The sequence below is a fragment of the Mitsuokella apri genome, assembly GCF_047974105.1.
In the GTDB taxonomy this organism is placed as follows: Bacteria; Bacillota; Negativicutes; order Selenomonadales; family Selenomonadaceae; genus Mitsuokella.
The window spans coordinates 321,839-345,604 of the sequence record NZ_JBHYRS010000002.1; the positions used below are offsets into that span (position 1 = coordinate 321,839).

The window sequence follows — 23,766 nt, forward strand, 5'->3', positions numbered from 1 at the left end:
AACAGCACGGAGACAAAGTCATCCGTGCTGTTTTTCTTCCTATCTATATGGTGCTATATAAGGTGCTGCACACAGTTCTCCGGCGAAGCGCAGACAGCCGTTGTATTTATTTTTTCCCTTTGCGCCGCTCCGCCAGAGAAATGACTTTGCGCTGTGCCCTCTCAGCCCTGCGCGCCTGACGCTGCGCGGCTTTTTCCTGTTTTTTCTGCTCCTTGAGCTCAATTTTGGAAAAACCGTGCTGCGACGGCAGACGGGCATGGTCGTGGATTTTTTTCAGGAACGGCAGCATATCTCGGACCAACGCATGGCGTTCTGCAGTCTCAAGCTCCGGAACAGCCTGCAGAATCGCAAAAAGAATATCCTTGCTCTTTGGCTCTGCCATATTCTGCGCAAAGGCCATCGTCATAATGTCCGGCAGGACTTCATAAAACGAGGTTTCCTGCAGATACGGCCACTTATTGCCCAAAAGCTGGAACATGGCCTTCCAGACCCTCTCACTGCTCTTGTCCAAAAATTCATGGCTCCAGATTTCACTTTGCGTCGGAATATAGTAAACGGCATCCTTTGAAAGAGGCGGATTCTCTTCCGGCTCTTCCTCCAGGTCCGGGCGCAGCCATCCATCCTGGTAAAAAACTGTCTGCATTTCCGTTGGCACCTTTGCCAGATGTTCCAAAACCTCCTGTTCCGTCCACGAAAAGTCCGGCCGCTGGCGAAGCATCTGCATGAGCACAGACAGCGGATAAACGTCATAGATATCTTCGGCCAGTGAAACGGCCGACTCAATCCAGGCCGTCTGGCGATATTCCACCCAGAAATCCACCGTCAGCAAATTTTGCATTATATCGGCAACATCCTGCGGCATTACGTAGTCGTGAACGAACAGCTCCGACAAATAGCCCATTTCCAGAAGATTCGGCAGACCAAAATACGGGACGGTCTCCAGCTGAGCCGGCTCCGGGAACATATCCATCATATCCGCGGGCGGCTTTTCCTCAAGCAGCTGCAGCAGAGCCTGCATTTCTTCATGCGGCAGCCATAAAAGAATGTTTCGCATCCGGTCCGGATTCAGCATTTCCAAAACGAGCTGCATCCGGTATTCCGCCTTGTGCAGCGATTTTCGGATGTGGATACCCCGCGCTTCGGCAATGGTGATCAGCTCGCTCTTCGTATACCCGTCCAGCGTCTCCCGAAACGGCGTGGGATCACGGTAATACATGTTGCCGCCGGCGTCTACGAGGCTGGACTCATCATCATAGAAAACGTCGCTGTCCTCTTCGTCAAAATTTATATCGCCATACGGATAATGGTCGAGCACATCGTCTTCGTCATAATCATCGTAATCATCATCTGACATCTGCGCTGATGCCTCATCCATGATCCGGCTGAATTTCTCCATCGCCTCTTCCACGCATTTTCTCTTCTGTTCCGGCGTCATGCGTTCATATTCCTCGTCCGTAACAAAAACATCCTGCATTTTCTCAAACATCTTATCGTACAATTCCTTAGGAACAGCCTTCGTATGCTTCTCGGGCTTCTTCCTCATGTCACATTCCCCACTTTCCGTCATGATTGTCGTATGTATTTATTATTCCGCGCACATCATGGATACTCCTGCCATGCCATAGGCTTTTTCTTCATGCTAAGAACGTTTAGAGAAGTTCTGCCTGGAAATCCATCTAAAATTCGCATCATACATTGACAGTCTGGCCCTATACTGTTATAATATTTTATGTTAATGACACATGGTACATGGTCGTTACGCCGGAGTGGCGGAATTGGCAGACGCAGCAGACTCAAAATCTGCCGTTGGCAACAACGTACCGGTTCAAGTCCGGTCTTCGGCACCACTAGGAAATACAAGGCTTCGCGGGGTTTTCGCGGGGTCTTTTTTGTTGGCTTTTTCGAGATTAGTAATGCCATTAGTAATGCCAATTTCAGATGTTTGATTTCAGCCCCCTTTTCAGGGGGCCTTTTTTGTTAATTACCGACTTCACGCGCGAGTTCCTCCATGACTGCCGCTATTGAGGCGAAAAGAATACTTGCCGAAAATGCTGACCCGGTTTAGCCAACCTTTTTCAATCTACGCCTTTTGCGCCGCCCACGGACGCAAAGAGCCTCTCATTCAGTCACAGATGAAGGGCTCTTCGCGTATTTAAGTCAATGCAGGTTTTTCTGGAGCATGTCAAGATAGCGCGGGCGGTCCTGTTCGGGGATCTTGAGCATATCCATTACGCGCTCTGCGCTCCAGCCAGTGCCGGCAACAAAGTTTCGTATATTTTCCAGCATGGTCTCGTCACGGACCGAAGCGAGTTCGGAGCGGCGGTCCATGATGGCCATCTCGCGGTTGATGTAGCGGCGGCGCTCCTCTTTGTCGCTCAAAAAGACCTGCGTTGCATCCAGCGCGTCTTTGATTTTTTCATCTTTCATCGCCAGCTCCCTCCGTTCTTCTTTCGTCAGCTGGTTGGCAAAATACGCGAGCCAGCGTTCCATCTTTGTCAGCTGGCTGATTGGCTTTTTCGGCGCCTCGCGTATTTTGGAATCTCGAGAAAATGCAGCTCGAGTGCCGCAAAAGCTCTTCTTCTCGTGTCAAAGCAAGCACCCCTTTTTTGCTTTCATTATACCATAAAGAAAGTCGAAAAGCCCAGAAAACTGTTGTTGGCATCTCATCTGAGTAAAAAAAGCAACCACTGCCGCGAAGGCAGTGGCTCAGAAATGGATGGGTTGAATGAAATATGGAAAGAATCTGCTATGGTCATATAGTAAAGGGATGCCGATAAAATCCTATGCTTTCCGACATAATATTCAAATATTTAATTTCTATCTGAAAAGTTGTAACATCAAAACAGCCCTCTCCTGCGAGAAGGCTGTTTTGTCTTTTATTCTTTTTGTGCTGCTTCAGCTTCGCGCTTTTTGTCGAGCTCTTCAAGTTCCTTGAGCTCTTCCGCGCGTTCTGCGAGGGGCTGCGGTCTCTTGATGAACATGGCATCGCCGAACGAGAAGAAGCGATATTTCATCTCGACAGCGGTTTTGTAGGCCTGCAGGACGAAATTGCGGCCGGCGAAGGCGCTGATGAGCATGATCAGAGTGGATTTTGGCAGGTGGAAGTTCGTGATGATGGCATCGACAATCTTGAAGTCGTAGCCCGGATAGATGAAGATGCCCGTCCAGCCGCTGCGGCCGGCGATTTCGTTTTTGGCGGTGGCGGCGGATTCGAGCGTGCGGATGCTCGTCGTGCCGACGGCGATGACGCGGTGGCCGGCTTTTTTCGTGTCCATGATGAGCTTGGCCGTCTCGTCGGGGATGCAGTAGTACTCTTTATGCATCTCGTGTTCCTCGATGTTCTCGACGTTGACCGGACGGAACGTGCCGAGGCCGACGTGCAGCGTGACAAAGCCGAGGTTGACGCCCATGTCCTTGAGCTCCTGCATCTGCTCTTTCGTGAAGTGCAGGCCGGCCGTCGGCGCGGCGGCAGAGCCTTCCTCGCGGTTGTAGACGGTCTGATAGCGTTCCTTGTCCTCGAGTTTTTCGTGGATGTACGGCGGCAGCGGCGTCTCGCCGAGGCGGTCGAGGATTTCCTCGAAGATGCCGTCGTAATGGAATTCGACGATGCGGCCGCCAAAGTCCGTGTGTTCCGTCACCGTGCACGAAAGTTCATCGCCGAAGTTGATAACATTGCCCGGCTTAGCCTTTTTGCCTGGTTTGACGAGCGTTTCCCAATGGTTTGCATCGAGGCGGCGCAGCAGGAAGACCTCGACCTTGCCGCCCGTCTGGTCGCGGTGACCGATGAGGCGTGCCGGCATGACGCGCGTATCGTTGAAAATCAGCGTATCGCCAGGCTCCAAAAATTCCTTGAGGTCGTAGAAATGGCGGTGTTCGATGGTCTTTTCGACCGGGTCGAGGACCATGAGGCGCGAAGCGTTGCGCGGCTCGATTGGCACCTGTGCGATGCGTTCTTCCGGCAGGTCGTAATCAAAATCGGATAGTAACATACTTAACTTAACCCTCTTATCTATTCATCAATACATTTTCTTCAAGGTGACGTCTGCATAATAATGATGCAGGATCGCGTCGTATTTCATGCCGCCCGCGGCGAGCCGTTCTGCGCCCCACTGCGAGATGCCGAGGCCGTGGCCGAAACCAAAACCCGAAAAGACGACTTTGCTCCCCTGCAGTTTCGCATCAAAGAGCGTACTCTTGAGGCCAAACAGGCTGCGAAGCTCATTGCCCGTGAGCGCTGCCGTGCCTTTTGTGCCCTTGACGGTCATTGTCTTGACGCGGCCTGACGCCGTGCGGTCAGACGCGGCTTTGCCAATCTTTAAGGAGGAAAGCGACAGGGAGCGGATTTTGCCGACGTTATGGCCTTTGGCCGCCAGTTTCTGCTCAAAAGCGGCAGTGCTGACTTCCTTCGTCCAGGGCATGGTCCCGTTCGCCGTATCCTTGACGGCGCGCAGATACGGCACGAAGCTTCCCCAGACATTTTCGCTGTTTTCGGTCATGCCGCCGCTGTCCGTATGAAAAAGGGCATCGATGGGCTCGCTGCCGTAAAAAAGGACCTCGCCCTGCGTCGCGTGTATGGCCGCCGTGGATGCTGACTTTTCGGCGCCAACGCCCGTATAGACCTGACAGTGTGTTGTCGTACAGAGGTCGAAGCCGTCGGTTGCATGACGGTCCCTGTTGTGCAGGGCAAAGCTGCGCGCGGCGACGCTCTGCGCCTTCAGTGCTTCTGCCGGCCAGTCCGTCGGCATTTCCTCAGGTACGACGCTCAGGAGATAATCGTCAAGCGGCACGAGGTTGACGGCGGTCAGGCCGCCCTTCTTCGCGAGAATTTCGAGCGTGCCGCGGTACGAGCGGCCGGCAAGTGAAAAATGCGCCGCATCCGTCAGGGCCGCCGCAGGCATGAGCTGCAGCCGTTCGCCCTTGAGCTTTTCTTTGCCGACGAGGAAGCTGCCATTCTGCCAGCGGATTTCCACGGGTGCCGCTGCTTTCAGGGGATATGCCTTCGACGATTCTGTGCGCAGCTGGAGCTTATCGACAAGCGGCATCACAGTAAACGAGGACTTTCCCTGCTGCAGGCCGATGCGCAGGACGGGCTCGGCCGTGCGTTTCGGCATTTTTGCCTGATTTTCCTGACTTTGCTGCTGTGCGGACTGACTTACGGCAGGTTTTGCCGGCTTTTTCGCGTGCCTGTGCCTTGCCTGAGCCGTGCCTGTCAGGGCTGTAATGGCCATGACAAAGGCCATCATAAGTGCCAAGGCCATGCTGACCTTACCGGCAGCTCTGCCCCTCCTGTTTTTGCTGACTTCGCTGACTTTCTTCTGCGGATATCCCATAGCATTCCACCTCACTGGCACCTAAACGCATTTTTCGCAGGCCTCTCTTTTCAGCCCTGCTCTCAGGCTTCTTTCGCGATTGGCGCGCTGTTTTCCTGCTGGGCCTGCTGAACTCGCTGTGCTTCTTCCGCGGCGCGCAGTTTGGCCTCACGCTCCAGGCGGGCGCGTTTCTTGGCCTTGTTCTCTTTTTTGCGCTGTTTGCGGATTTCGCGCGAATAGCGCTCCTCTTCGCTGAAGATGCAGCCGCAGTAAGGCTGACGGTAGAGGTCGAGCTCATGGCTGATGTCGATGCCCTCCTGCCAGCCGGGGCGGAAGTCCTCGTAGTAGAAATCTACGCCGTATTTTTCGGCAAAATGCTCCGCCGTGCGGCGCATGAGGTCGTGCTGCTGGTAAATGCTGTAAAAAAGCGTTGACGTAAAGGCGTCAAAGCCGTGTTCTGCGGCGTAGCGCGCCGTCTCCTCAAGACGCCATGTATAGCACATCGTGCAGCGGCCGTTTGGCAGGGCCTCGGCCGGCAGCGCTTTCTTCAGGAAATCGCGCAGACGGTAATGTTCATCGGCATAAAATTCCATGTTGACCTTTTCGGCAAATTCCTTTGCCGTCTTCAAACGCATATCCCATTCCTTGTAAGGATGGATGTTTGGATTGAAAAAGTAGCCGACGGGCTCAATGCCCTCTTCGCGGAGTTTCTTTACGGGATAACATGAGCACGGACCGCAGCACATATGAAGCAGTAAACGCATAAATCTCACCTCTTTGCAAATTTTCTTCTATTATAATACACCATCTTATTTTTCGGGGTACGGGATGCCGAGATGCTCATAGCCTGCAGGCGTGACGACACGGCCGCGCGGCGTGCGGTTGATGAAGCCGAGCTGGATGAGATACGGTTCGTAGACATCCTCAATCGTATCCGTCGTCTCGCTGATGGCCGCAGCCAGCGTATCGAGGCCCACGGGACCGCCGGCAAATTTCTTGATCATGGTCTTGAGCATGCGGCGGTCCGTATGGTCGAGTCCGGCCTTGTCGACTTCGAGCATGCGCAGGGCCTTGTCGGCAATCTCATTCGTGATGACGCCCGAGCCTTCAATCTGCGCGACATCGCGCACGCGCTTTAAAAGCCGGTTCGCCACACGCGGCGTACCGCGGCTGCGGCGCGCGATTTCAAGTGCCCCCTCGTCTTCAATCGGGATTTCAAGGATTTCGGCCGCCCTCTTGATGATGTGCACGAGGGATTCCGGCGTATAGTACTCGAGGCGCGAGATGACGCCAAAGCGGTCGCGCAGCGGCGCCGCCAAGGAACCTGCCTTCGTCGTCGCGCCAATCAGCGTAAACGGCGCGATGTCGAGGCGGATGGAACGCGCGCTCGGCCCCTTGCCGATGATGATATCGAGCGCGAAATCCTCCATGGCCGAGTAAAGGACCTCTTCGACGCTGTGCGACAAACGGTGAATCTCATCGATAAACAGCACATCGTGTTCCTGCAGGTTCGTCAAAAGAGCCGCCAGGTCGCCGCTGCGCTCGATGGCCGGCCCCGACGTCTGGCGGAAGTTGACGCCGAGCTCGTTGGCGATGATGCCCGCGAGCGTCGTCTTGCCGAGGCCCGGCGGCCCGTAAAGCAGCACATGGTCGAGGGCCTCGCCGCGCGACAGCGCCGCCTGAATGAAAATCGAGAGATTCGCCTTGACCTTCTCCTGACCGATGTATTCATTGAGTTTGCGCGGACGCAGGCTGTACTGCCAGTCATCGGCGCGCTGCTCGCCCATGGCGACAATGCGGTCTTCGTCATAGGAATCAAAATCGTCCAATCTGGCACCTCCCTTTCTGTTTTTCTTTCATATCTAAATAAGTTCTCAAAGTTCTCACAAACGGTTCAAAAGCTTCAAGGACGCCTTGATGATTTCTTCCGGCGTCTTGTACTTGGCCGTCTTGCGGATGACCGGCGTGATTTCGGCCTGTGTGTAGCCGAGGGCCTGCAGAGCTGCTGTGGCTTCCGCGACCTTGTCGTCGCCGACTTCTGCTTCATTTTCGATAGTCAGAAGCTCCTCTTCCTCCGGTGCAAAAGCGACTTTGTCTTTGAGCTCGAGAATCAGGCGCTCTGCCGACTTTTTGCCGATGCCCGGCAGCTTCGTCAGGATGCTCGCCTGCTTATTCTGGATGGCGCGGCAGAGCCCTTCGACCGTGATGGCAGAAAGGATGCCGAGGGCGACCTTCGGCCCGATGCCCGAGACGGAAATCAGCTGCAGAAAGAGGTCATATTCCTCCTGCGAAGCAAAGCCGTAGAGAATGATGGCATCTTCGCGCACGCTCGTATAGATGAAGAGGCTCGCCTCTTCGTGCAGGCGCAGCTTCTGCCGCGTCGAATTGGCGATGAAGACGCGGTAGCCGACGCCGTGAACATCGAGAAGCGCATAGTCCGTGTAAAGGAACAGGACTTTGCCGCGCAGATAACCAATCATAACTGATTCCTCCAGCTGATACTATTGAGACAATGTGTCGTGCAGATGGCAATGGCCAGCGCATCGGCCGTGTCATCAGGCTTCGGCGGCTCCGGCAGATGCAGGATTTTCGTGACCATGTAGATGACCTGATTCTTGTCGGCCTTGCCGTAGCCCGTGACATCCTGCTTGATCTGCATCGGCGTGCGTTCGACGAGGCGCAGATTGTTCTTCGCCGCCGTCAGCAGCACAATGCCGCGCGCCTGACCGACCGGGATGGCCGTCGTGACATTGCGGTTGAAGAAGAGCTTCTCGACGCCCATGACATCGGGCTGATACTTCTTAATCAGGGCATCGAGCTCATCGTAAATCTTCATGAGGCGGTCTTCCATCTTCATCTTCGGTGACGTGAAGATGGAGCCATAGGCGCGTGGAATCAGTCGGCTGCCGACGGATTCGACAAAGCCGTAGCCGCAGATGGCCGTACCGGGGTCAATACCTAATGCTAACATGACATCTCCTGATATTTTATAGTAAAGCAAGCTCCTGCCGCGCGAATGATTCGCATCGCAGGAGCTTGCAAAGACGTTTTATGACAGTTTTAGGGCAAAACAGGAAAAGGATTATTCCTCGTCGTCTGCCTCGTAGTTGCTGTAAACGTTCTGGACATCATCGTTCTCTTCGAGTGCGTCGATGAGGGTCTGCATCTTCTCTGCATCCTTGCCCTCAAGGTGAACCGTCGTATCCGGTACCATCGTGACTTCAGCCGAAGCCGTCTCAATGCCCTTCTCGCCGAGAGCCTTTTCGATATCGTCAAAAGCTTCCGGTTCAGCCGTGATCTCGAAGACCTCGTCTTCCGACTTCATATCTTCGGCGCCGGCATCGAGGACGATTTCCATGAGCTCATCTTCATCATCGAAAACTTCCTTCTCGACGATGAAAACAGCCTTCTTCTTGAACATCCAGGCAACGCAGCCGTCCTGACCGAGGTTACCGCCGTATTTCGAGAAGAGATGGCGGACATCAGCAGCCGTGCGGTTGCGGTTATCCGTCAAGATGTCGAGCATGACAGCCGTGCCGCCCGGGCCGTAGCCCTCGTACATGAGCTCTTCGTAGCTGCCGCTCTCCGTGTTGCCGAGACCTTTCTCGATGGCACGCTTGATATTGTCTTTCGGGATATTGTTGGATTTTGCTTTCGAAAGAGCCAGCTTCAGACGCATGTTGCCCGTCGGGTCTGCACCGCCCATGCGGACGGCAATCGTGATTTCACGGCCGATTTTCGTCGTGATCTTGCCGCGGATGGCATCGTTGGCACCTTTCTTGCGCTTGATATTGGCCCATTTAGAATGTCCTGACATAAAAGAACACCGCTCCTTTAATCAAAATTGCAAAGCTACACGATAATCGCCAATCGCGAAAAAGATAAGGCAAATATTATCGTGCGATAACTTTTTTATTTTATCACAAAAATCCGCTTCTCACAACCGTATCCACGGATGTTCGCATCTTATTTCGTCAGCTTGAAGTATTTCTTCTTGCCCTTTTTGACGATGGCCTCGCCGTCCTTGAAATCGCTGTCCTGCAGGATGTAGTCAACGTCTTTGACTTTTTCGTCATTGAGAGACAGGCCGTTCTGCTGAATCAGGCGGCGTCCTTCGCTTTTCGAGGCGAAGACCTTGCCGGCTGTCAGCACGTCGAGAAGCTTTTTGCCCGCTTCAGCCGGAACCGTCGGCATATTCTCTGTATTGCCGGCACCGCCGAACAGGGCTTCGGCTGCTTTCTTGGCCTTGTTGGCCTCTTCCTCGCCATGAACGATTTTCGTGACTTCATAGGCAAGGACGCTCTTGGCTTCGTTGATGGCCGAATCTTTGAGGCTGCCGAGACGGTGAACCTCTTCCATCGGCAGGAACGTCAGCAGAGCAAGGCATTTCTCGACATCGGCATCGTCGACATTGCGCCAGTACTGGTAGAACTCGTACGGGCTCGTCTTGTCGGCGTCGAGCCAGAGCGCACCGCCTGCGGTCTTGCCCATCTTTTTGCCGTCGCTCTTCGTCAGGAGCTTGTTCGTCAGGCCGTAAACCGTCGTGTTGTTCTTGCGGCGGTTGAGCTCTACGCCCGCGATAATGTTCGACCACTGGTCGTCGCCGCCCATCTCGAGCTTGCAGCCGTAGCGGCGGTTGAGCTCGAGGAAGTCATAGGCCTGCATGACCATGTAGTTGAACTCGAGGAAAGTCAGGCCCTTTTCCCAGCGCTGTTTGTAGCATTCAGCCGCGAGCATGCGGTTGACCGTGAAGCAGGCGCCGACATCGCGCAGAAGGTCGATGTAGTTGAGCTTCCGGAGCCAGTCGCCGTTGTTGACCATCAGGGCCTTGCCATCGGAAAAGTCGATGAAGCGGGCAATCTGTTTCTTGAAGCATTCGCAGTTGTGCTCGATGTCTTCATCCGTCAGCATCTTGCGCATGTCCGTGCGGCCCGTCGGGTCGCCGACCGTGCCCGTGCCGCCGCCGACGAGCGCAATCGGACGGTGGCCTGCGCGCTGCATATGTGCCATGGCCATGAGGGCGATGAAATGACCGGCATGAAGGCTGTCTGCCGTCGGGTCGAAGCCGATGTAGAACGTCACGCGCTCTTTGTCGAAGAGCTCGCGCAGCTCTGCTTCGTTCGTGCACTGGGCGATAAAGCCTCTTTCTTTTAAGATATCAAATACGTTTGCCAATAAACTCGCTCCTTTATATTAGGAAGACCGCTGAAAGCAGGTCAAACGGTCTTCCCGGATTTCATTCATTTAATTGCGTCCCTTGGAGACAGCACTGCCAGGTTCCTGAGCAGCCCCGCCGCCAGCGGCTCCTGCGCCGCTGTTGCCAGCCGGGGCCTGACTTGCCGGCAGATTAGCCGGCTGCTGGGCATTGCTGCCGCCCTGCTTCTTGCCGGCATCCTTGCCCTTGCTCTCCGTGGCTTTCGACTCGCTCTTCGAGGAAGATGCCGAGCTCTTCTTCGAAGAAGCCGTGCTCTTGTCGTCCTCAAGCGAACCGATGGAATCGCCGCCTGATGATGCATCCGAGCCGTCGAAGTCCTTGGCCGGGGTGCCCTTCAGGGCTGCCTGCATGAAGCTCTTCCAGATGGAGGCCGGCACCGTGCCGCCGCTCATGCCGCCAAGGGATGTATTGTCGTCGTTGCCGACCCAGACGCCGGCGACGAGGTCCGGCGTGTAGCCGACGAACCACGCATCGTGATAATCACTCGTCGTGCCCGTCTTGCCGGCTGCCGGACGGCCGATGTTCGCGCGCGTGCCCGTGCCGCCTTTGATGACATCCTGCAGCATGCTTGTGAGCTGTGCCGCACTCGATTCGCTGATGACATTGTGCTGCTCGGGGTCGGCTTCCTCGAGGACCTTGCCGTTGCGGTCGAGGACCTTGACGACGACGACCGGGTCGACATGAACGCCCTTGTTTGCGAACGTGCCGTAGGCACTCGTGAGCTCAAGGGGTGTTACGCCCTTCGTCAGGCCGCCGAGGGCCGACGCGAGGTTCTTATCGTTCTGCGGGCCGTCCATGACCAGCGACGAAATGCCCATCTCCTGCGCGTAGTACAGCACCTTCTCGATGCCGAGCTTCTGCGCAATCTTGACGGTCGGGACGTTCATCGAGTGCTGGGCGACCTGACGCATCGTGACAGGACCGCTGAATGTGCGTTCGTAGTTCTGCGGTTCCCAGTCGCCGATTTTAATCGGACTGTCGTTGATGACGGTTGACGGCGTGAATTTATTTTCGAGCGCCGCTGCAAAGACAAACGGCTTGAAAGCCGAACCCGGCTGACGCTCGGCCATCGTTGCACGGTTGAACTGGTCCGTACCGCGGCCGCCGACCATGGCTTTTACATAGCCGGTATGCGGGTCAATCGCGACGATGGCGCCCTCCGGCTGCACAACGCCGTTGCTGTCCTTTTTGCCATTCGGCAGGTTCTTGAGGGCAGCTTCTGCGGCCTTCTGCATGTCCATATCGATGGTCGTGTAAATCTTCAGGCCATCCTTATAGACGGCATCCGCGCCGTATTTATCGATGAGTTTCTGCGTGACATAATCGACGAAGTACGAAGCTTCGCCCTTATCCTCTTTCTTCGGGTCCGGCTTGACGAGGTCGAGTTTTTCCTTCTTCGTCTTTTCAGCCGTGGCCTCATCAATATAACCGTACTTGGCCATCTGGTCGAGTACCGTGGCCTTGCGCTCCTGCGCAGCCTGCAGATTGTTGAGCGGCGAATAGTAATTCGGGCTCTTCGGGATGCCGGCGAGCATCGCGCATTCGTTGAGCGTGAGGTCCTCGACATCCTTGCCGAAGTACGTGCGGGCTGCGGCCTGCACGCCGTAAGCGCCCTGACCAAAGTAAATCTGGTTGAGGTAGAGTTCGAGGATTTCAGGCTTCGTGTACTGACGCTCGAGCTGCAGGGCGAGGAAGACTTCCTGAATCTTGCGCTTCAGTGTGCGGTCCTGCGTCAGATACGCATTTTTGGCGAGCTGCTGCGTGATGGTCGAGCCGCCTTCCGAGACCGTACGGCCGCGCAGGTTGGCCCAGATGGCGCGGGCAATGCCGCGCGGATCTACGCCGACGTGGTCATAAAAACGGTTATCCTCGACGGCGACAAAGGCATCCTGCAGATTCTGCGGGACCTGCTCGAGTTTTACCGGCATGCGGTTTTCGGCCGCATGGACCGTGGCAATCTCGTTGCCGTCAATATCATAGACCTGGGATGATGCCGGCGGACGGATATCGTCAGCCAGATTTGATTTTGTATTCATGCTCGCGGTCAAAAAGCCGCAGCCGATGCCGGTGAGCATGACCAATAAGACAATCGCAATACCGATCAGTGTTTTTCTGGTGGTTGATGTACCGCCTTTCTTCGGATTGTGTTGTTGATGGCTTCTTTGGGAACGTTTTTCCATAGGGCGCCTCCTTCAAACATATACGAGTCTTATTCTACCACGCCTGCGTGAAAATGACTATACCCTGAGTGAATTCTGGCCTTATTTCAGGTCCACAACGGTTGCACCGGTGCCGCCTTCGGTGATATCGGCGAATTGATAATGTACGACACTCGGATGATGCTTGAGGTACTGCTGAATGCCCTTTCTGAGAGCCCCTGTTCCCTTGCCGTGGATGATGAGTACCTGCGAGAGACCCGCCATAACGGCATCGTCGAGGAATTTGCCGACGACGACTTCGGCCTCATCGACCATCATGCCGCGGATATCAATTTCGCGGCCAATGGTCTGGGTCTTCTGCATGAAGGCATTGGACTGGCGGCGCGCGGAAGATGACGGCGTGCGGACAGCAGAGGCGGAGGATTTTTCTTTCGGTGCATGCTCGAGGAAACGGCAGGCAGAAGCCTTGACCTTGGTATGCAGACCGCCGATCTGCACCGTGAGTTCCTTGCCCTGTACCTCGAGGACCGTGCCCTTCTGGTCGAGCTTCTTGACGTAGACGATATCGCCCGGCGCGATGTGCTTGAGGTTCACGGCCTTGCCGACGCCCTTCTGCGCCATGATGCCCGGACGCGCTTTTTCAAACGCCTCGTTGAGCTTAGCTCTCGCGTCCTGAATGGCCTGCTGGCGCTTCTTGATGCCCTGGTCATCGAACTGTTCCTTGAGTTCCTTGATGATGGCCTCGGACTCGCGGCGCGTGCGGCGGACCATGGCCGCGCTCTGCTCTCTGGCTTTGCGGATGAGGTCGCCCTTGCGCTTGGCGAGTTCTTCCTTCGTCTTCTCGACCTTGAGCTCGAGCTCCGTGACGCGCTGCTGACGTTCTTTGATGTCGGCATTGCGCTGCTCGTACATCATCTTCTCGTTCTCGAGTTCGTTGATGACGTGCTCAAACTGCGCATGGTCGGCCTTGACAAGCTGCTGGGCGCGCAGAATCAGGGATTCGGAGAGCCCGAGCCTGCGGCTGATGGCAAAGGCGTTGCTCGCACCCGGCATGCCGATGAGCAGGCGGTACGTCGGGCGCAGCGTCTTGACATCGAATTCCACACAGGCGTTCTCGATGCCGTCGCGCGTGTAGGCAAAGGTCTTGAGCTCCGAATAATGCGTCGTCGCCACGGTCGTCACGCCGACCTGCAGCAGTTTTTCGAGGATGGCCATGGCAAGGGCCGCGCCTTCCTCCGGGTCCGTGCCGGCCCCGAGCTCATCGAGGAGCAGCAGGTCGTCGGACTCGACTTTTTTGAGAATGCTGACGATGTGTGTCATATGTGCCGAGAACGTCGACAGGCTCTGCTCGATGCTCTGTTCGTCGCCGATGTCCGCATAGATGTTCTGATAAACCGAGATGACGGAATCCGGCGCCGTCGGCAGGTAGCAGCCCGACTGGGCCATGAGCACCATGAGGCCGAATGTCTTCATGCTGACGGTCTTGCCGCCCGTGTTCGGGCCCGTGATTAAGAGCATGCGGTAATTTTCGCCGATGCGGATGTCAATCGGCACGACCCTGTCCTTGGCGATGAGCGGGTGGCGCGCCTGACGGAGCTCCGTGCGGCCGTCCCTGTTTAGCTCGGGGCGGCAGGCATCCGTGTCCTCGGCAAGTTTGGCCTTGGCAAAGGCGAAGTCAATATCGGCGAGGATCTCGCAGTTATCCTGCAAAATCGCGCCGTTCTTGTTGATTTCAGACGAAAGATGCCGCAGGATGCGCTGGATTTCCTGCTGTTCGGCAAGGGTCAGCTGCTTGACATCGTTATTGAGCTCGACGACGGCCATCGGCTCGATAAAAAGCGTCGAGCCCGTGGCCGACTGGTCGTGCACGATGCCGGGGAAGCGCGAGCGGTATTCCTGCTTCACCGGGATGACGTAGCGTTCATCGCGGACCGTGACAATGGCATCCTGAAAATACTTCTGGTATTCGCTGTTATGCAGGATGCTCGCGATGCGTTCCTTGATATGGGCCTGCGAGGCGTGGAGCTCGCGGCGGATGCGCCGGAGTTCGACACTCGCGTCCTCGCGGATGGCGCCATGTTCATCGACGGTATTGTCGAGCAGGCGTTCGATCTGTCCGAGGATCTCAATGCCCCTCGCCCATTCCTTGAGTGTCGGCACCTCGAGTTCGAGGTCGCGGAAGAAGCGTTTGACACTGCGCATGGCGTAGAGCGTGCTCATGATATTCATGATTTCGTCAAGGTCGAGCACGGCCCCCATCTTGACTTTCTTGAGAAACGGACGGATGTCGAAGATGCCGCCGAGCGGCGGCGTTGTCACTTGGATGACCGCAACCGCTTCGGCCGTCTCCGTCATCCATTCCGAAACTTCGTCAAAATCGCTGCTCGGCTCGAGCTTCTCTGCGCGTTCTTTGCCGAGCAGGGAGCCTGCGCGCGCCGCAAGCATCTCCCGGATTTTGCCGTATTCCATGATTTTATAGGTTTCTTGTTCCATTTTTTACCTCTGGAATTTTTATGATTTATATATGAAGAGTTAAAGCACGCCGCGGAAGAAATGACCGCGCGTGATGTCCGTGCCTTCCTGCTCGTGAATCCAGGCGAGCTGTGCTTCGTCGGGTTCTGCTGGGAAAGTCAGGACTTTCTTGTATGCTTTGAGGATATGACGGATTTCGCCCTCCGTCAAGGCCTTGGCCTCTATCTGCATCGTCTCAATGCCGGCTGCGCGGAATTTCATCGCGTGCGGCATCATCGAGAGGACCTTGCTGTTCAGGACGTGCATATGGCAGAACTGGTCCATCGCGAGCGGGAACAGCGCGTCCTTGCGGTCCTTCAGGGCAAAATGGCCGCGCGTGCAGGGCTGGCTGCACGGCCCCTTGTCGACGCCGCCAAGGAAGCTCCCTGTCACGCAGTACTCCGAAACCATGAGCTCGAGGCGTCCGTGCACGATGCACGAGAGCGGCAAGGGCGACTCCTTCGCGAGACGGCGGATTTCCTTCGCGTTGAGCTCCGGCGAGAGCGTCGCACCCGTCACGCCGTAATCTTTGAGGAAGCGCAGGGTCTGTTCGTTGTAGGAAATCAGCGAATAATCCGCGTGGATGGCAAAATCCGTCAGCCGGCGCACGAGAGCGAGCGTGCCAATGTTGTGCACATGGACGGCAGCGGGTGGAAAATCCTTAAAAGCCGTTAGCAGCTTTTCGAGGGCCTTTTGATGGCAGTCGCGCACGATGCGCGGCGTATTGAAGTCGATGCGTGCACCGGCCTCTTTAGCCATCTGCCAAGCTTTTTTGTACTCTTCCGCAGAAATGACGCGATGACTGTACGATTCGCCGCCAAACAGAATGCCGTCAGCCCCTGCCTCCAGAGCTGCTTTAACCTTATTCAGCGTGTCAACGGCCACCATGAATTCTGCGGCGCGCGGTGCTTTGCGCGCGATGCGGTCACGGAACTGCGGCTCCGGCATTTTTTCGCGCTGTTCGATTTCGGCAAGGCGTTTTTCATCGAGCATTTCGACGGCCCTGCGGCGCGCCTCGTTGATTTCACTCATCGGCACCATGACTTCGCCCTGAATATCGCAGTGAAGTTCCTTCATATCGTAGACACTCGTGCCGAGGCGGCTGACCTGTTTGCGGACAACGTCCTCAGAAAGCGGGCGCTTGCGGGCTGTTTCACCGATAAAATCCGTTTGGCCGCTGCCCGTATGGCCGGCCTCGTCGCACACCGTGACCGTCAGGGGCTCGCCAACAGCGGCTCTCACGGCAATCGTCACGGGAATGCGGCGCACCGGCGCTCCCGAAGCATACGTTTCCTTTGCGCGTTCCATCAGCGACGCATCGTAGACCTTGAAAACACGGTCATGGTCGCGCACGGCCGAGGGAATCGCAAACGAGACAATATCGCCCGCGTCACCTGTTTCCACCGGACGTCCCTTCCTGTCCGTCATTTCGGCAATCGTCGCCGTGACGCGGCCGCCGACTTTGACCCAGAAGTCCACTTGGTCGCCGAGGGCCAGATGGCCGCTGAGTTTTACCGTGGCGATGCGCTTATCCCAGTCATACGCCGTGACGCGGCCAATGAGTAAGCCGCGGTTGTTCGGGCGGCGGTCGCTCATCATCGTCTTGCCCGGACGCCCCTTAAGATACGCCGTCGTGAAGTCGCGGTTGAAAATCTGCGCGAGGTCGTCGCGCTCCTGCTGCGTGACTTCATAGCCCTTGCCCTTATAATACGTGTCGATGACCTCGCGGTATGTGCGCACAACGGTCGCGACGTATTCCGGACGCTTCATGCGGCCTTCGATTTTAAGCGAGGCGACTCCGGCTTCAATGAGGTCCGGAATCACGTCAATCGTGCTGAGGTCGCGCGGCGAAAGCAGGTATTTGCCGGCCTTGTCCCCGAGCACATCTTCGCCCTTTTCATTGACGAGCGTGTACGGCAGGCGGCAGGGCTGGGCACAGCGCCCGCGGTTGCCGCTGCGGCCGCCGATCATGCTGCTCATGAGGCATTGGCCCGAGTAGCAGACACAGAGCGCGCCGTGCATGAACGTCTCAATCTCAACATCCGTATGGGCACAGATAAAGCGGATTTCCTCGAGGGAGAGTTCGCGCGACAAAACGACGCGCGCAAAGCCGAGCTCCGCAAGGACCCTGACGCCTTCAAGGCTGTGGACCGTCATCTGCGTACTCGCATGCATCGGCAGGTCCGGTACGATTTCATGCGCGATTTTCGCGACGCCGAGGTCCTGCACGAGAATGGCATCGGCCCCTGCCTCATAGAGGAAACGCAGATACTCCTTCAGCGGCGCGAGTTCTTCATCCGCGACAATCGTATTGACCGTCACATGAATGTGTACGCCGCGCAGATGGGCAAAGTGAATGGCTTCGCGCAGCCCTTCGCGGTCAAAATTATTCGCATAGGCACGCGCACCAAAGGCATCGCCTGCCAGATAGATGGCGTTGGCGCCATTTTCCACGGCAGCGACGAGGGCTTCGCGGCTGCCGGCCGGTGCTAAAAGTTCAACCAATTTTTTCTTCCTCCAAAATTTGAAAAAACAGCACGGGAAAACCGCGTGCCGCTTTGTATTTCTTTATTGTTCCGTTTCGCCGTTTTCGCCGTGCTGCGCATCGCCGGCAGAGTCCGCCTCCGGCTGCTTCCCGCTGACAAGCTGCTGTTCCTCAGGCGACAGGACCGAAAGGTCGCGCTCGGGAAGCTTCGGCAGATCCGCAAGCGAATTGAGGCCAAAGCAGCGCAAAAACGTGTCCGTCGTGCCGTACAGAATCGGACGGCCGATGACCTGCTTGCGCCCAAGTTCGCAGATGAGGTCGAGCTCCAAGAGCTTTGCGAGGGCCCGTTCGATGCGCACACCGCGCAGCTGCTCGATTTCGGGCTTCGTGATGGGCTGCTTGAACGCAATGATGGAGAGCGTCTCCATCGTCGGCGCCGAGATATGGCGGTCTGTGACCTGACTGAGCCGCGCAACCTGCGCGAAGGTCTCGGGCCGTGTGACGAGCTGGTAGCCGCCCGCCACCTTCTGGACGGTCAGGCCGCTGCCGTATTCGCTGAGCCGTACCCTGAGCTCGCGCAAAAGAGACTCCGCCTCTTCTTCGCTGCATTCCATGATGCCGGCAATGCCCGCCAGCGGCAGCGGATTGCCCGCCGCAAACAGCAGGGCTTCGAGCGTGCCCACAGTACTTACAGGACTTACAGGATTCACGGAATCCGCCGGCCCTGCCGGACTCACAGGCTGCGCCGTCCTCTGCGATTCTGCCGAAGTTTTTTCGCGCTGCTCCGGCTTGCTGCTCTTATCCATAAATCCTCCCCAGCTGATTTCCAATTTCGTAATTCTGTAATTCCGTAATTTCGTGACACATCACTGCATCACGATGACGATGGCGCCGAAAAGCTGCTGCTGTTTTGCGGCGACGGACCGCTGCTTGATGAGTTCAAGCAATGCGAGGAACGTGACGATGAGCTCGCTGCGCGTTCCGCTGCAAAAGACCTCGTCAAAGCGGAGCTTTCCCTTCCCTGCACGCAGTTTCTGCAGGATTTCTTCCATCTTATCTTCAATATGATAGGGCTCGGGCTCGACGACGGCCGCAGGCGCGGCCGGGTTCTCTTCCCTGCTTTCCATGACCTCGCGGAACGCGGCGACGAGTACCTTCAGGTCAAGATTGCCGGGCGGCAGATGATGGACGGGCAGCGGCAGCGGCGCGCGGCTGACAAAATGCTCCTGCATATCGGCCATCGAGCCAAGCACAGTACTGACTTCTTTGAAGCGCCTGTACTCGAGGAGCCTCTCGACGAGCTCCTGACGCGGGTCTTCCTCTTCGCCCTCTTCATTTTTCGGCTTCTTCGGCAGCATCATCCGTGACTTGATCTGCAAAAGCGTCGCGGCCATGACGAGAAACGAGCTCGTCACCTCCATGTCGAGCTCGCGCATGGCATCAAGATAATCGAGATACTGGCGCGTGAGCTCGGCCATCGGGATATCGTAAATATCAATCTTATTCTTCTCAATCAGATGGAGCAGCAGCTCCATCGGCCCGTCAAAGGCCTTGAGGTGTATCGTGTAATCCTTCTTCTCACTCATGTTCCTGCCTCAGCCTCAGAAAAACGGCATCAGGATCAGGATGAAGATTTTCCAGATAAAGCGCTGCAGCGGGATAAAGATGAGACTCAGCACCGGCGTGACAATCAGCGCGATGAGAATGAGAAAGCTGTAGCGCTCAAGGCGCGCATAGGCATAAGCAAGACGCCCCGGCAGCAGCTGGATGAGCACATGCGAGCCATCGAGCGGCGGCAGCGGAATCAGGTTAAAAATGGCAAAGTTGATGTTGTAAATGATGATGAGCTGAAATACCTGATACATGCCGACACTCAGATGGCCGTTCATCAGGCGCTGAAAGACGAGCAGGACGACGAGCGAAAGAAACGCCGTGATGAGATTGGCCATGGGGCCTGCGAGCGAGACGAGGATATCATCGCGCCGCGGATGCTTGAAATTGCGCGGGTCGATGATGACGGGCTTCGCCCAGCCAAAGCGCACGAGAAACAGCATGACGAGGCCCACGGGGTCAATATGGGCTGCCGGATTCAGGGTCAGGCGGCCCATGAGGGCCGGCGTCCTGTCGCCGAGGGACACGGCCACGCGCGCATGCGCGTATTCGTGGATGACCATGGCGATAATCAGGCCCGGTATGCCGGCGATGAGGTCCAGCAGATTGAAATCAAACATAAATTCCTCCGAAATATCCGCAGCAGCCGCAAAAAATGCGGCCGTCTGGGCAGTCTATTTTATTTGGCAGCCTTCTGCAGGCGGTCGAGCATCAGGATGGAGACGATAGACTTCGCATCGACAATGCGGCCGTCCGTGGCCATGGCCACAGCTTCTTCAAGAGGCACCTTGACGACATTGATGAATTCATCGTCATCCGTGTGCTGCTTGCCGGCCGTCAGGCCCTCTGCCATGTAGAGGTGAATCTTTTCATTCGAGAAGCCGACCGTCGTCGCAATCGTCGTGAGCTTCGTGATTTTGTCTGCCGTGTAGCCCGTCTCTTCCGAGAGCTCGCGTTCGGCGCAGACGAGCGGGTCTTCGTCGGGGGCATCGAGCTTGCCGGCCGGCACCTCGAGCGTCACTTCGTCAATCGGATAGCGGTACTGGCGCACGAGGATGATGCGGCCGTCCGGCAGCAGCGGAATGACAGACGAGGCACCCGGATGCTTAATCCACTCGCGCGTGGCCTCATTGCCGTTTGGCAGCTTGACCGTGTCGCACTTGACATGGAGCAGCACGCCGTCAAAAATATCCTCACTGCCGATTTTCTTTTCAATCAAATCCTCGTACATGGCAAAATACCTCCTGCTTTTATCTTTACGTTGTTTCCATTATTTAAGTGATTCAAGCCTGCGCCTCGCGGTGCAGGGCCGACTGTTGGAACATTTCCTTTTTGAGCTTGGCGTGCGAGACCATCTCGCGCGCGTTGTCAAGTGAAGCCGTCGTCATATCGGCGCCCGAAGCCATGCGCGCAATCTCGCTGATGCGCTCGCGCTCGGAAAGCGGCCGAATCTGCGTGGCCGTACTGCCCTCTTCCGTGCGTTTCGAGATGTAGAGATGGGCATCGGCCATGCAGGCAATCTGCGGCAGATGCGTAATGCAGAGCACCTGCTTGTACTGCGCGACAAGGGCGATGCGCTCCGCGACCATCTGAGCCGTGCGGCCGCCGATGCCCGTGTCGATTTCATCGAAAACCATGCTCGGCACGGAAGAATCCCTCGACGAAGCCACCGTCTTGATGGCCAGCGCAATGCGCGACAGCTCACCGCCCGAAGCGACTCTCTGCAGGGGCTTTTCCGCCTCGCCGGGGTTGGCCGAGAAAAACATCGCGACTTCGTCCGCGCCGCTGCTGCCATAGCCTTCCGCCGGCGTCACGCGGATATCAAACTTTGCCTTTGGCATGCCAAGGGCGAGAAGCTGCTCTTCGATGGCCGCTGAGAGGTCTTTGGCGGCAGCTGTGCGCAGCCTCGTGAGCGCCGCTGCTTTTTTCTGAAGCTTTTGCTCAAGCTCCGCAATCTCTTTTTTCAGGGCTTCAATATCATCGTCGTAATTTTCGATTTCCGAAAGCTCCTGCTCGACTTTCTGCTGATGCACAAGAACATCGTCAAGCGTCGCGCCGTATTTCTTGCAGAGGCGGTAGATGACATCCATGCGGCTCTGCAGGGCGTTGAGGCGTTCGGGACTGAATTCGACATTCTCGCCGTAGTCGCGCAGCTCATACGAGGCTTCCTGCAGCGAAATGTAGGCCTCTTCGACCATTTTCTGTGCATTTGTCAGCGAATCGTCAAAGCGGCTGATATCCTCGAGGTCTTTTTTGACCTGCGAGAGCGAAGGCAGTACGCCGAGACCGCTGCTGCCGCCCCCCTCGAGAAGATTATACGACTCTTCGACGAAACCGACAATCTTTTCCGCATGGGAAAGTTTGCGGATGTCGGCTTCAAGCTGTTCATCCTCTCCCTTTTGGAGATTCGCTTCTGAGATTTCCTTGTCCTGCCAGTGCAGCATATCGAGGCGCTGTGCGTATTCGCGCGAGGCCTGCTGCTTTTCTTCGTATTTCTTCTTATGCTCCCGCCATTCGCGGTAGACACATTCGTACGCGGCTAAGGCCTCTGCAACATCGGGGTCGTAGCCGTCGAGCAGATGGAACTGATTTTCTTCGCGCAGCAGGGCAAGATTCTCGTTCTGCCCGTGAATGTCGACGAGGAACGCGCCAATCTGGCGCAGGACCGCGAGCGTCACATGGCAGCCGTTGACCAGCGCCGTGCTGCGGCCGGCCTTCGTGATCTGCCGTGTGATGATGAGCTCGCCATCTGAGTCGTCTATGGCCTGCTGCGTCAAAACTTCATGCAGGCCCAGCGATTCATCTTCGAGTGAAAAGACGGCTTCCACGCGCAGCCATTCGCAGCCGGAGCGCACCATGTCCGAGGACATACGCTGTCCGAGCACGGCACCTAGAGAATCAATGAGGATGGACTTGCCTGCACCCGTCTCGCCAGTCAGGATATTGAGACCGGCTTCGAACTCGACCTGCACATGCTTCAGCAGGGCAAAATTCCAAACCGTCAGCGTTTTCAACATGAAAAATACTTCCCTTCCGGCCGCTTAGTTCTGGTCCAGCATGTCGAAGATGCGTTTCTTGATGACAGGTGCGACTTCCTTTGGCTTGACCACGACCAGAATGCTGTCATCACCGGCCACCGTGCCGATGATTTCCGGCCATTTGCAGTAGTCAAGTGCCGAGGCCACAGTACTCGCGCCGCCCGGCAGCGTCTTGACGACGATGATGTTTTCACTGTAATCGCAGTCGAGAATCGTATCATTAAAGACACGCCGCATACGCTCTTTCGTAAAAGCATAGTTTTCCTGAGCGGGCAGCGCGTAGCGGTAGCGGCCGTCGCCTGTCGGGACCTTGATGAGCATGAGCTCTTTGATATCGCGCGAGACCGTAGCCTGCGTGACGGCGATGCGTTTTTTGCGCAGCTCCGCTGCCAGTTCGTCCTGCGTCTCTATGATTTCATGGCGAATGATTTCACGGATCAGCTCAAGTCGTCTTTCTTTCATCCAAACGAACCTTCTTTCTTACTTATTTCTTGCTTTTTATTTTCCCACGCTATGCTTATGGCAGTCATGAAACAGAAAGCAGCCCTTCAGGTCTCAGCTGTCTTTGCGCCATAGTTTTGTGCGCAGGATCTGGTAATAATCCTTGTCTTCAAACTTCACGATTTCCGCCTGGGCCTTGGATTTCCGCACCACGACTTCATCGCCCGGCAGCAGGCGGAAGACCTCCTGCCCATCGAGCGTCGCGATGATATCCTGCTGGACCGGCGCAATCTTGATGTGGACGGTTTCATCCTCCTGAATGACCAAAGGGCGGATGTTGAAGGTATGCGCACAGATTGGCGTCACGAGAAGGGCGCGTATATTCGGGTTCATGATGGGGCCGCCCGCCGAAAGCGAATAAGCCGTAGAACCCGTCGGCGTGGAAATGATGATGCCGTCGGCCTTGCATTCCAGGAGATGGCTCTTATTGATGCTGAGGCCGAGGTGCAGCATGCGCGCGACACCGCCCTTCACGACGATATCGTTGATGGCATGCCCGAGGAAACGCTCCTTGCCTGCCGTAATGGCGTAGCCCGCCAACAGCAGCCGATGTTCGATGAGATAATCCCCATCGAGGATTTTCTGCAGTTTCGTCTCGAGCTCATCGAGTTCGATATCCGCCATGAAGCCCAGCGTGCCGATATTGATGCCGCAGACCGGCACAGCATGGTGGCTGTAGCGGCGGCAGACGCCAAGCAGCGTACCGTCGCCGCCGATGCTCAGGGCGATATCCGCCTGTGCATGCTCGATGTCCGGCACACCGTACCCTGCACGCCTGAAAAAGCGGGCTTCCTCAAGCGGCATGATGACGCGCGCATCCTTATCTGCATAAAAGTCCAGGATCCGTTGAAGCACCTCAGGCGCTTCCGGCTTATGGGTATTCGGAAATACAGCAATTGTCAGCATCGAATCCTTCCCTTCTGCATGACTTCCCCTT

General features: G+C 56.3%; 20 protein-coding genes and 1 tRNA gene. 1 reads left to right on the forward strand and 20 read right to left on the reverse strand.

The features are described 5' to 3' along the window. Window positions 1-106: 106 nt before the first annotated feature. Window positions 107-1,543 (reverse strand): hypothetical protein, encoded by a 1,437-nt coding sequence (locus ACE419_RS04465; RefSeq protein WP_435721162.1) that lies wholly within the window; start codon window positions 1,541-1,543, stop codon window positions 107-109. A gap of 217 nt (window positions 1,544-1,760) precedes the next feature. Here ACE419_RS04465 and ACE419_RS04470 point away from each other — a divergent pair. Continuing rightward, a tRNA-Leu gene (locus tag ACE419_RS04470) sits at window positions 1,761-1,847 on the forward strand. Window positions 1,848-2,157: 310 nt separating this feature from the next. Here the strand turns inward: ACE419_RS04470 and ACE419_RS04475 are convergent. The 19 genes from ACE419_RS04475 to ACE419_RS04565 all read right to left on the reverse strand — a co-directional run bounded on the left by ACE419_RS04475 (window position 2,158) and on the right by ACE419_RS04565 (window position 23,735). Continuing rightward, window positions 2,158-2,490, reverse strand: coding sequence for a hypothetical protein (locus ACE419_RS04475; RefSeq protein ID WP_435721163.1), 333 nt, complete (start codon window positions 2,488-2,490; stop codon window positions 2,158-2,160). 386 nt (window positions 2,491-2,876) lie between these two features. Further along, entirely contained in the window at window positions 2,877-3,989 is a 1,113-nt protein-coding gene (gene queA / locus ACE419_RS04480; protein WP_435721164.1) for a tRNA preQ1(34) S-adenosylmethionine ribosyltransferase-isomerase QueA, read from the reverse strand. 27 nt (window positions 3,990-4,016) lie between these two features. Then, on the reverse strand, window positions 4,017-5,330 hold the full coding sequence (locus ACE419_RS04485; RefSeq protein WP_435721165.1) for a SpoIID/LytB domain-containing protein: 1,314 nt from the start codon (window positions 5,328-5,330) through the stop codon (window positions 4,017-4,019). 62 nt (window positions 5,331-5,392) lie between these two features. After that, a complete protein-coding gene (locus ACE419_RS04490) occupies window positions 5,393-6,073 on the reverse strand; it encodes an epoxyqueuosine reductase QueH (protein WP_435721166.1) in 681 nt (226 codons plus the stop codon). Between the two features lie 45 nt (window positions 6,074-6,118). Next, window positions 6,119-7,096, reverse strand: a complete 978-nt coding sequence (gene ruvB / locus ACE419_RS04495; protein ID WP_435721251.1) for a Holliday junction branch migration DNA helicase RuvB — start codon at window positions 7,094-7,096, stop codon at window positions 6,119-6,121. Between the two features lie 96 nt (window positions 7,097-7,192). Beyond that, window positions 7,193-7,789 carry a Holliday junction branch migration protein RuvA gene (gene ruvA / locus ACE419_RS04500; protein WP_435721167.1) on the reverse strand — a complete coding sequence of 199 codons (597 nt, stop codon included), beginning with the start codon at window positions 7,787-7,789 and terminating at the stop codon, window positions 7,193-7,195. Continuing rightward, window positions 7,786-8,280: a crossover junction endodeoxyribonuclease RuvC gene (ruvC, locus tag ACE419_RS04505; RefSeq protein WP_435721168.1), complete on the reverse strand. Its 495-nt coding sequence runs from the start codon at window positions 8,278-8,280 to the stop codon at window positions 7,786-7,788. The genes ruvA and ruvC overlap by 4 nt, the downstream gene beginning before the upstream one ends. 111 nt (window positions 8,281-8,391) lie before the next feature. Continuing rightward, window positions 8,392-9,126, reverse strand: coding sequence for a YebC/PmpR family DNA-binding transcriptional regulator (locus ACE419_RS04510; RefSeq protein ID WP_435721169.1), 735 nt, complete (start codon window positions 9,124-9,126; stop codon window positions 8,392-8,394). Between the two features lie 149 nt (window positions 9,127-9,275). Beyond that, the gene (tyrS, locus tag ACE419_RS04515; protein ID WP_435721170.1) at window positions 9,276-10,484 is read right to left on the reverse strand and encodes a tyrosine--tRNA ligase; all 1,209 of its coding nucleotides are present in this window, start codon (window positions 10,482-10,484) and stop codon (window positions 9,276-9,278) included. A gap of 69 nt (window positions 10,485-10,553) precedes the next feature. Then, on the reverse strand, window positions 10,554-12,704 hold the full coding sequence (locus ACE419_RS04520) for a transglycosylase domain-containing protein (protein WP_435721171.1): 2,151 nt from the start codon (window positions 12,702-12,704) through the stop codon (window positions 10,554-10,556). A gap of 81 nt (window positions 12,705-12,785) precedes the next feature. Then, window positions 12,786-15,176 carry an endonuclease MutS2 gene (locus tag ACE419_RS04525; protein WP_435721172.1) on the reverse strand — a complete coding sequence of 797 codons (2,391 nt, stop codon included), beginning with the start codon at window positions 15,174-15,176 and terminating at the stop codon, window positions 12,786-12,788. 39 nt (window positions 15,177-15,215) lie between these two features. Then, window positions 15,216-17,699 (reverse strand): U32 family peptidase, encoded by a 2,484-nt coding sequence (locus ACE419_RS04530; protein WP_435721173.1) that lies wholly within the window; start codon window positions 17,697-17,699, stop codon window positions 15,216-15,218. Window positions 17,700-17,762: 63 nt separating this feature from the next. After that, window positions 17,763-18,485, reverse strand: a complete 723-nt coding sequence (gene scpB / locus ACE419_RS04535; RefSeq protein WP_435721174.1) for an SMC-Scp complex subunit ScpB — start codon at window positions 18,483-18,485, stop codon at window positions 17,763-17,765. A 60-nt stretch (window positions 18,486-18,545) separates the two neighbouring features. After that, complete coding sequence (locus ACE419_RS04540; protein ID WP_435721175.1) at window positions 18,546-19,265, reverse strand: segregation and condensation protein A; 720 nt, start codon at window positions 19,263-19,265, stop codon at window positions 18,546-18,548. 15 nt (window positions 19,266-19,280) lie between these two features. Continuing rightward, window positions 19,281-19,910, reverse strand: a complete 630-nt coding sequence (locus ACE419_RS04545; protein ID WP_435721176.1) for a site-2 protease family protein — start codon at window positions 19,908-19,910, stop codon at window positions 19,281-19,283. A gap of 59 nt (window positions 19,911-19,969) precedes the next feature. Then, entirely contained in the window at window positions 19,970-20,521 is a 552-nt protein-coding gene (locus ACE419_RS04550) for an NUDIX domain-containing protein (RefSeq protein WP_435721177.1), read from the reverse strand. A gap of 52 nt (window positions 20,522-20,573) precedes the next feature. Then, complete coding sequence (gene recN, locus ACE419_RS04555; RefSeq protein ID WP_435721178.1) at window positions 20,574-22,307, reverse strand: DNA repair protein RecN; 1,734 nt, start codon at window positions 22,305-22,307, stop codon at window positions 20,574-20,576. Between the two features lie 24 nt (window positions 22,308-22,331). After that, window positions 22,332-22,790, reverse strand: a complete 459-nt coding sequence (gene argR, locus ACE419_RS04560; RefSeq protein WP_432646613.1) for an arginine repressor — start codon at window positions 22,788-22,790, stop codon at window positions 22,332-22,334. A 93-nt stretch (window positions 22,791-22,883) separates the two neighbouring features. Further along, entirely contained in the window at window positions 22,884-23,735 is an 852-nt protein-coding gene (locus ACE419_RS04565) for an NAD(+)/NADH kinase (protein ID WP_432646612.1), read from the reverse strand. Window positions 23,736-23,766 lie beyond the last annotated feature (31 nt).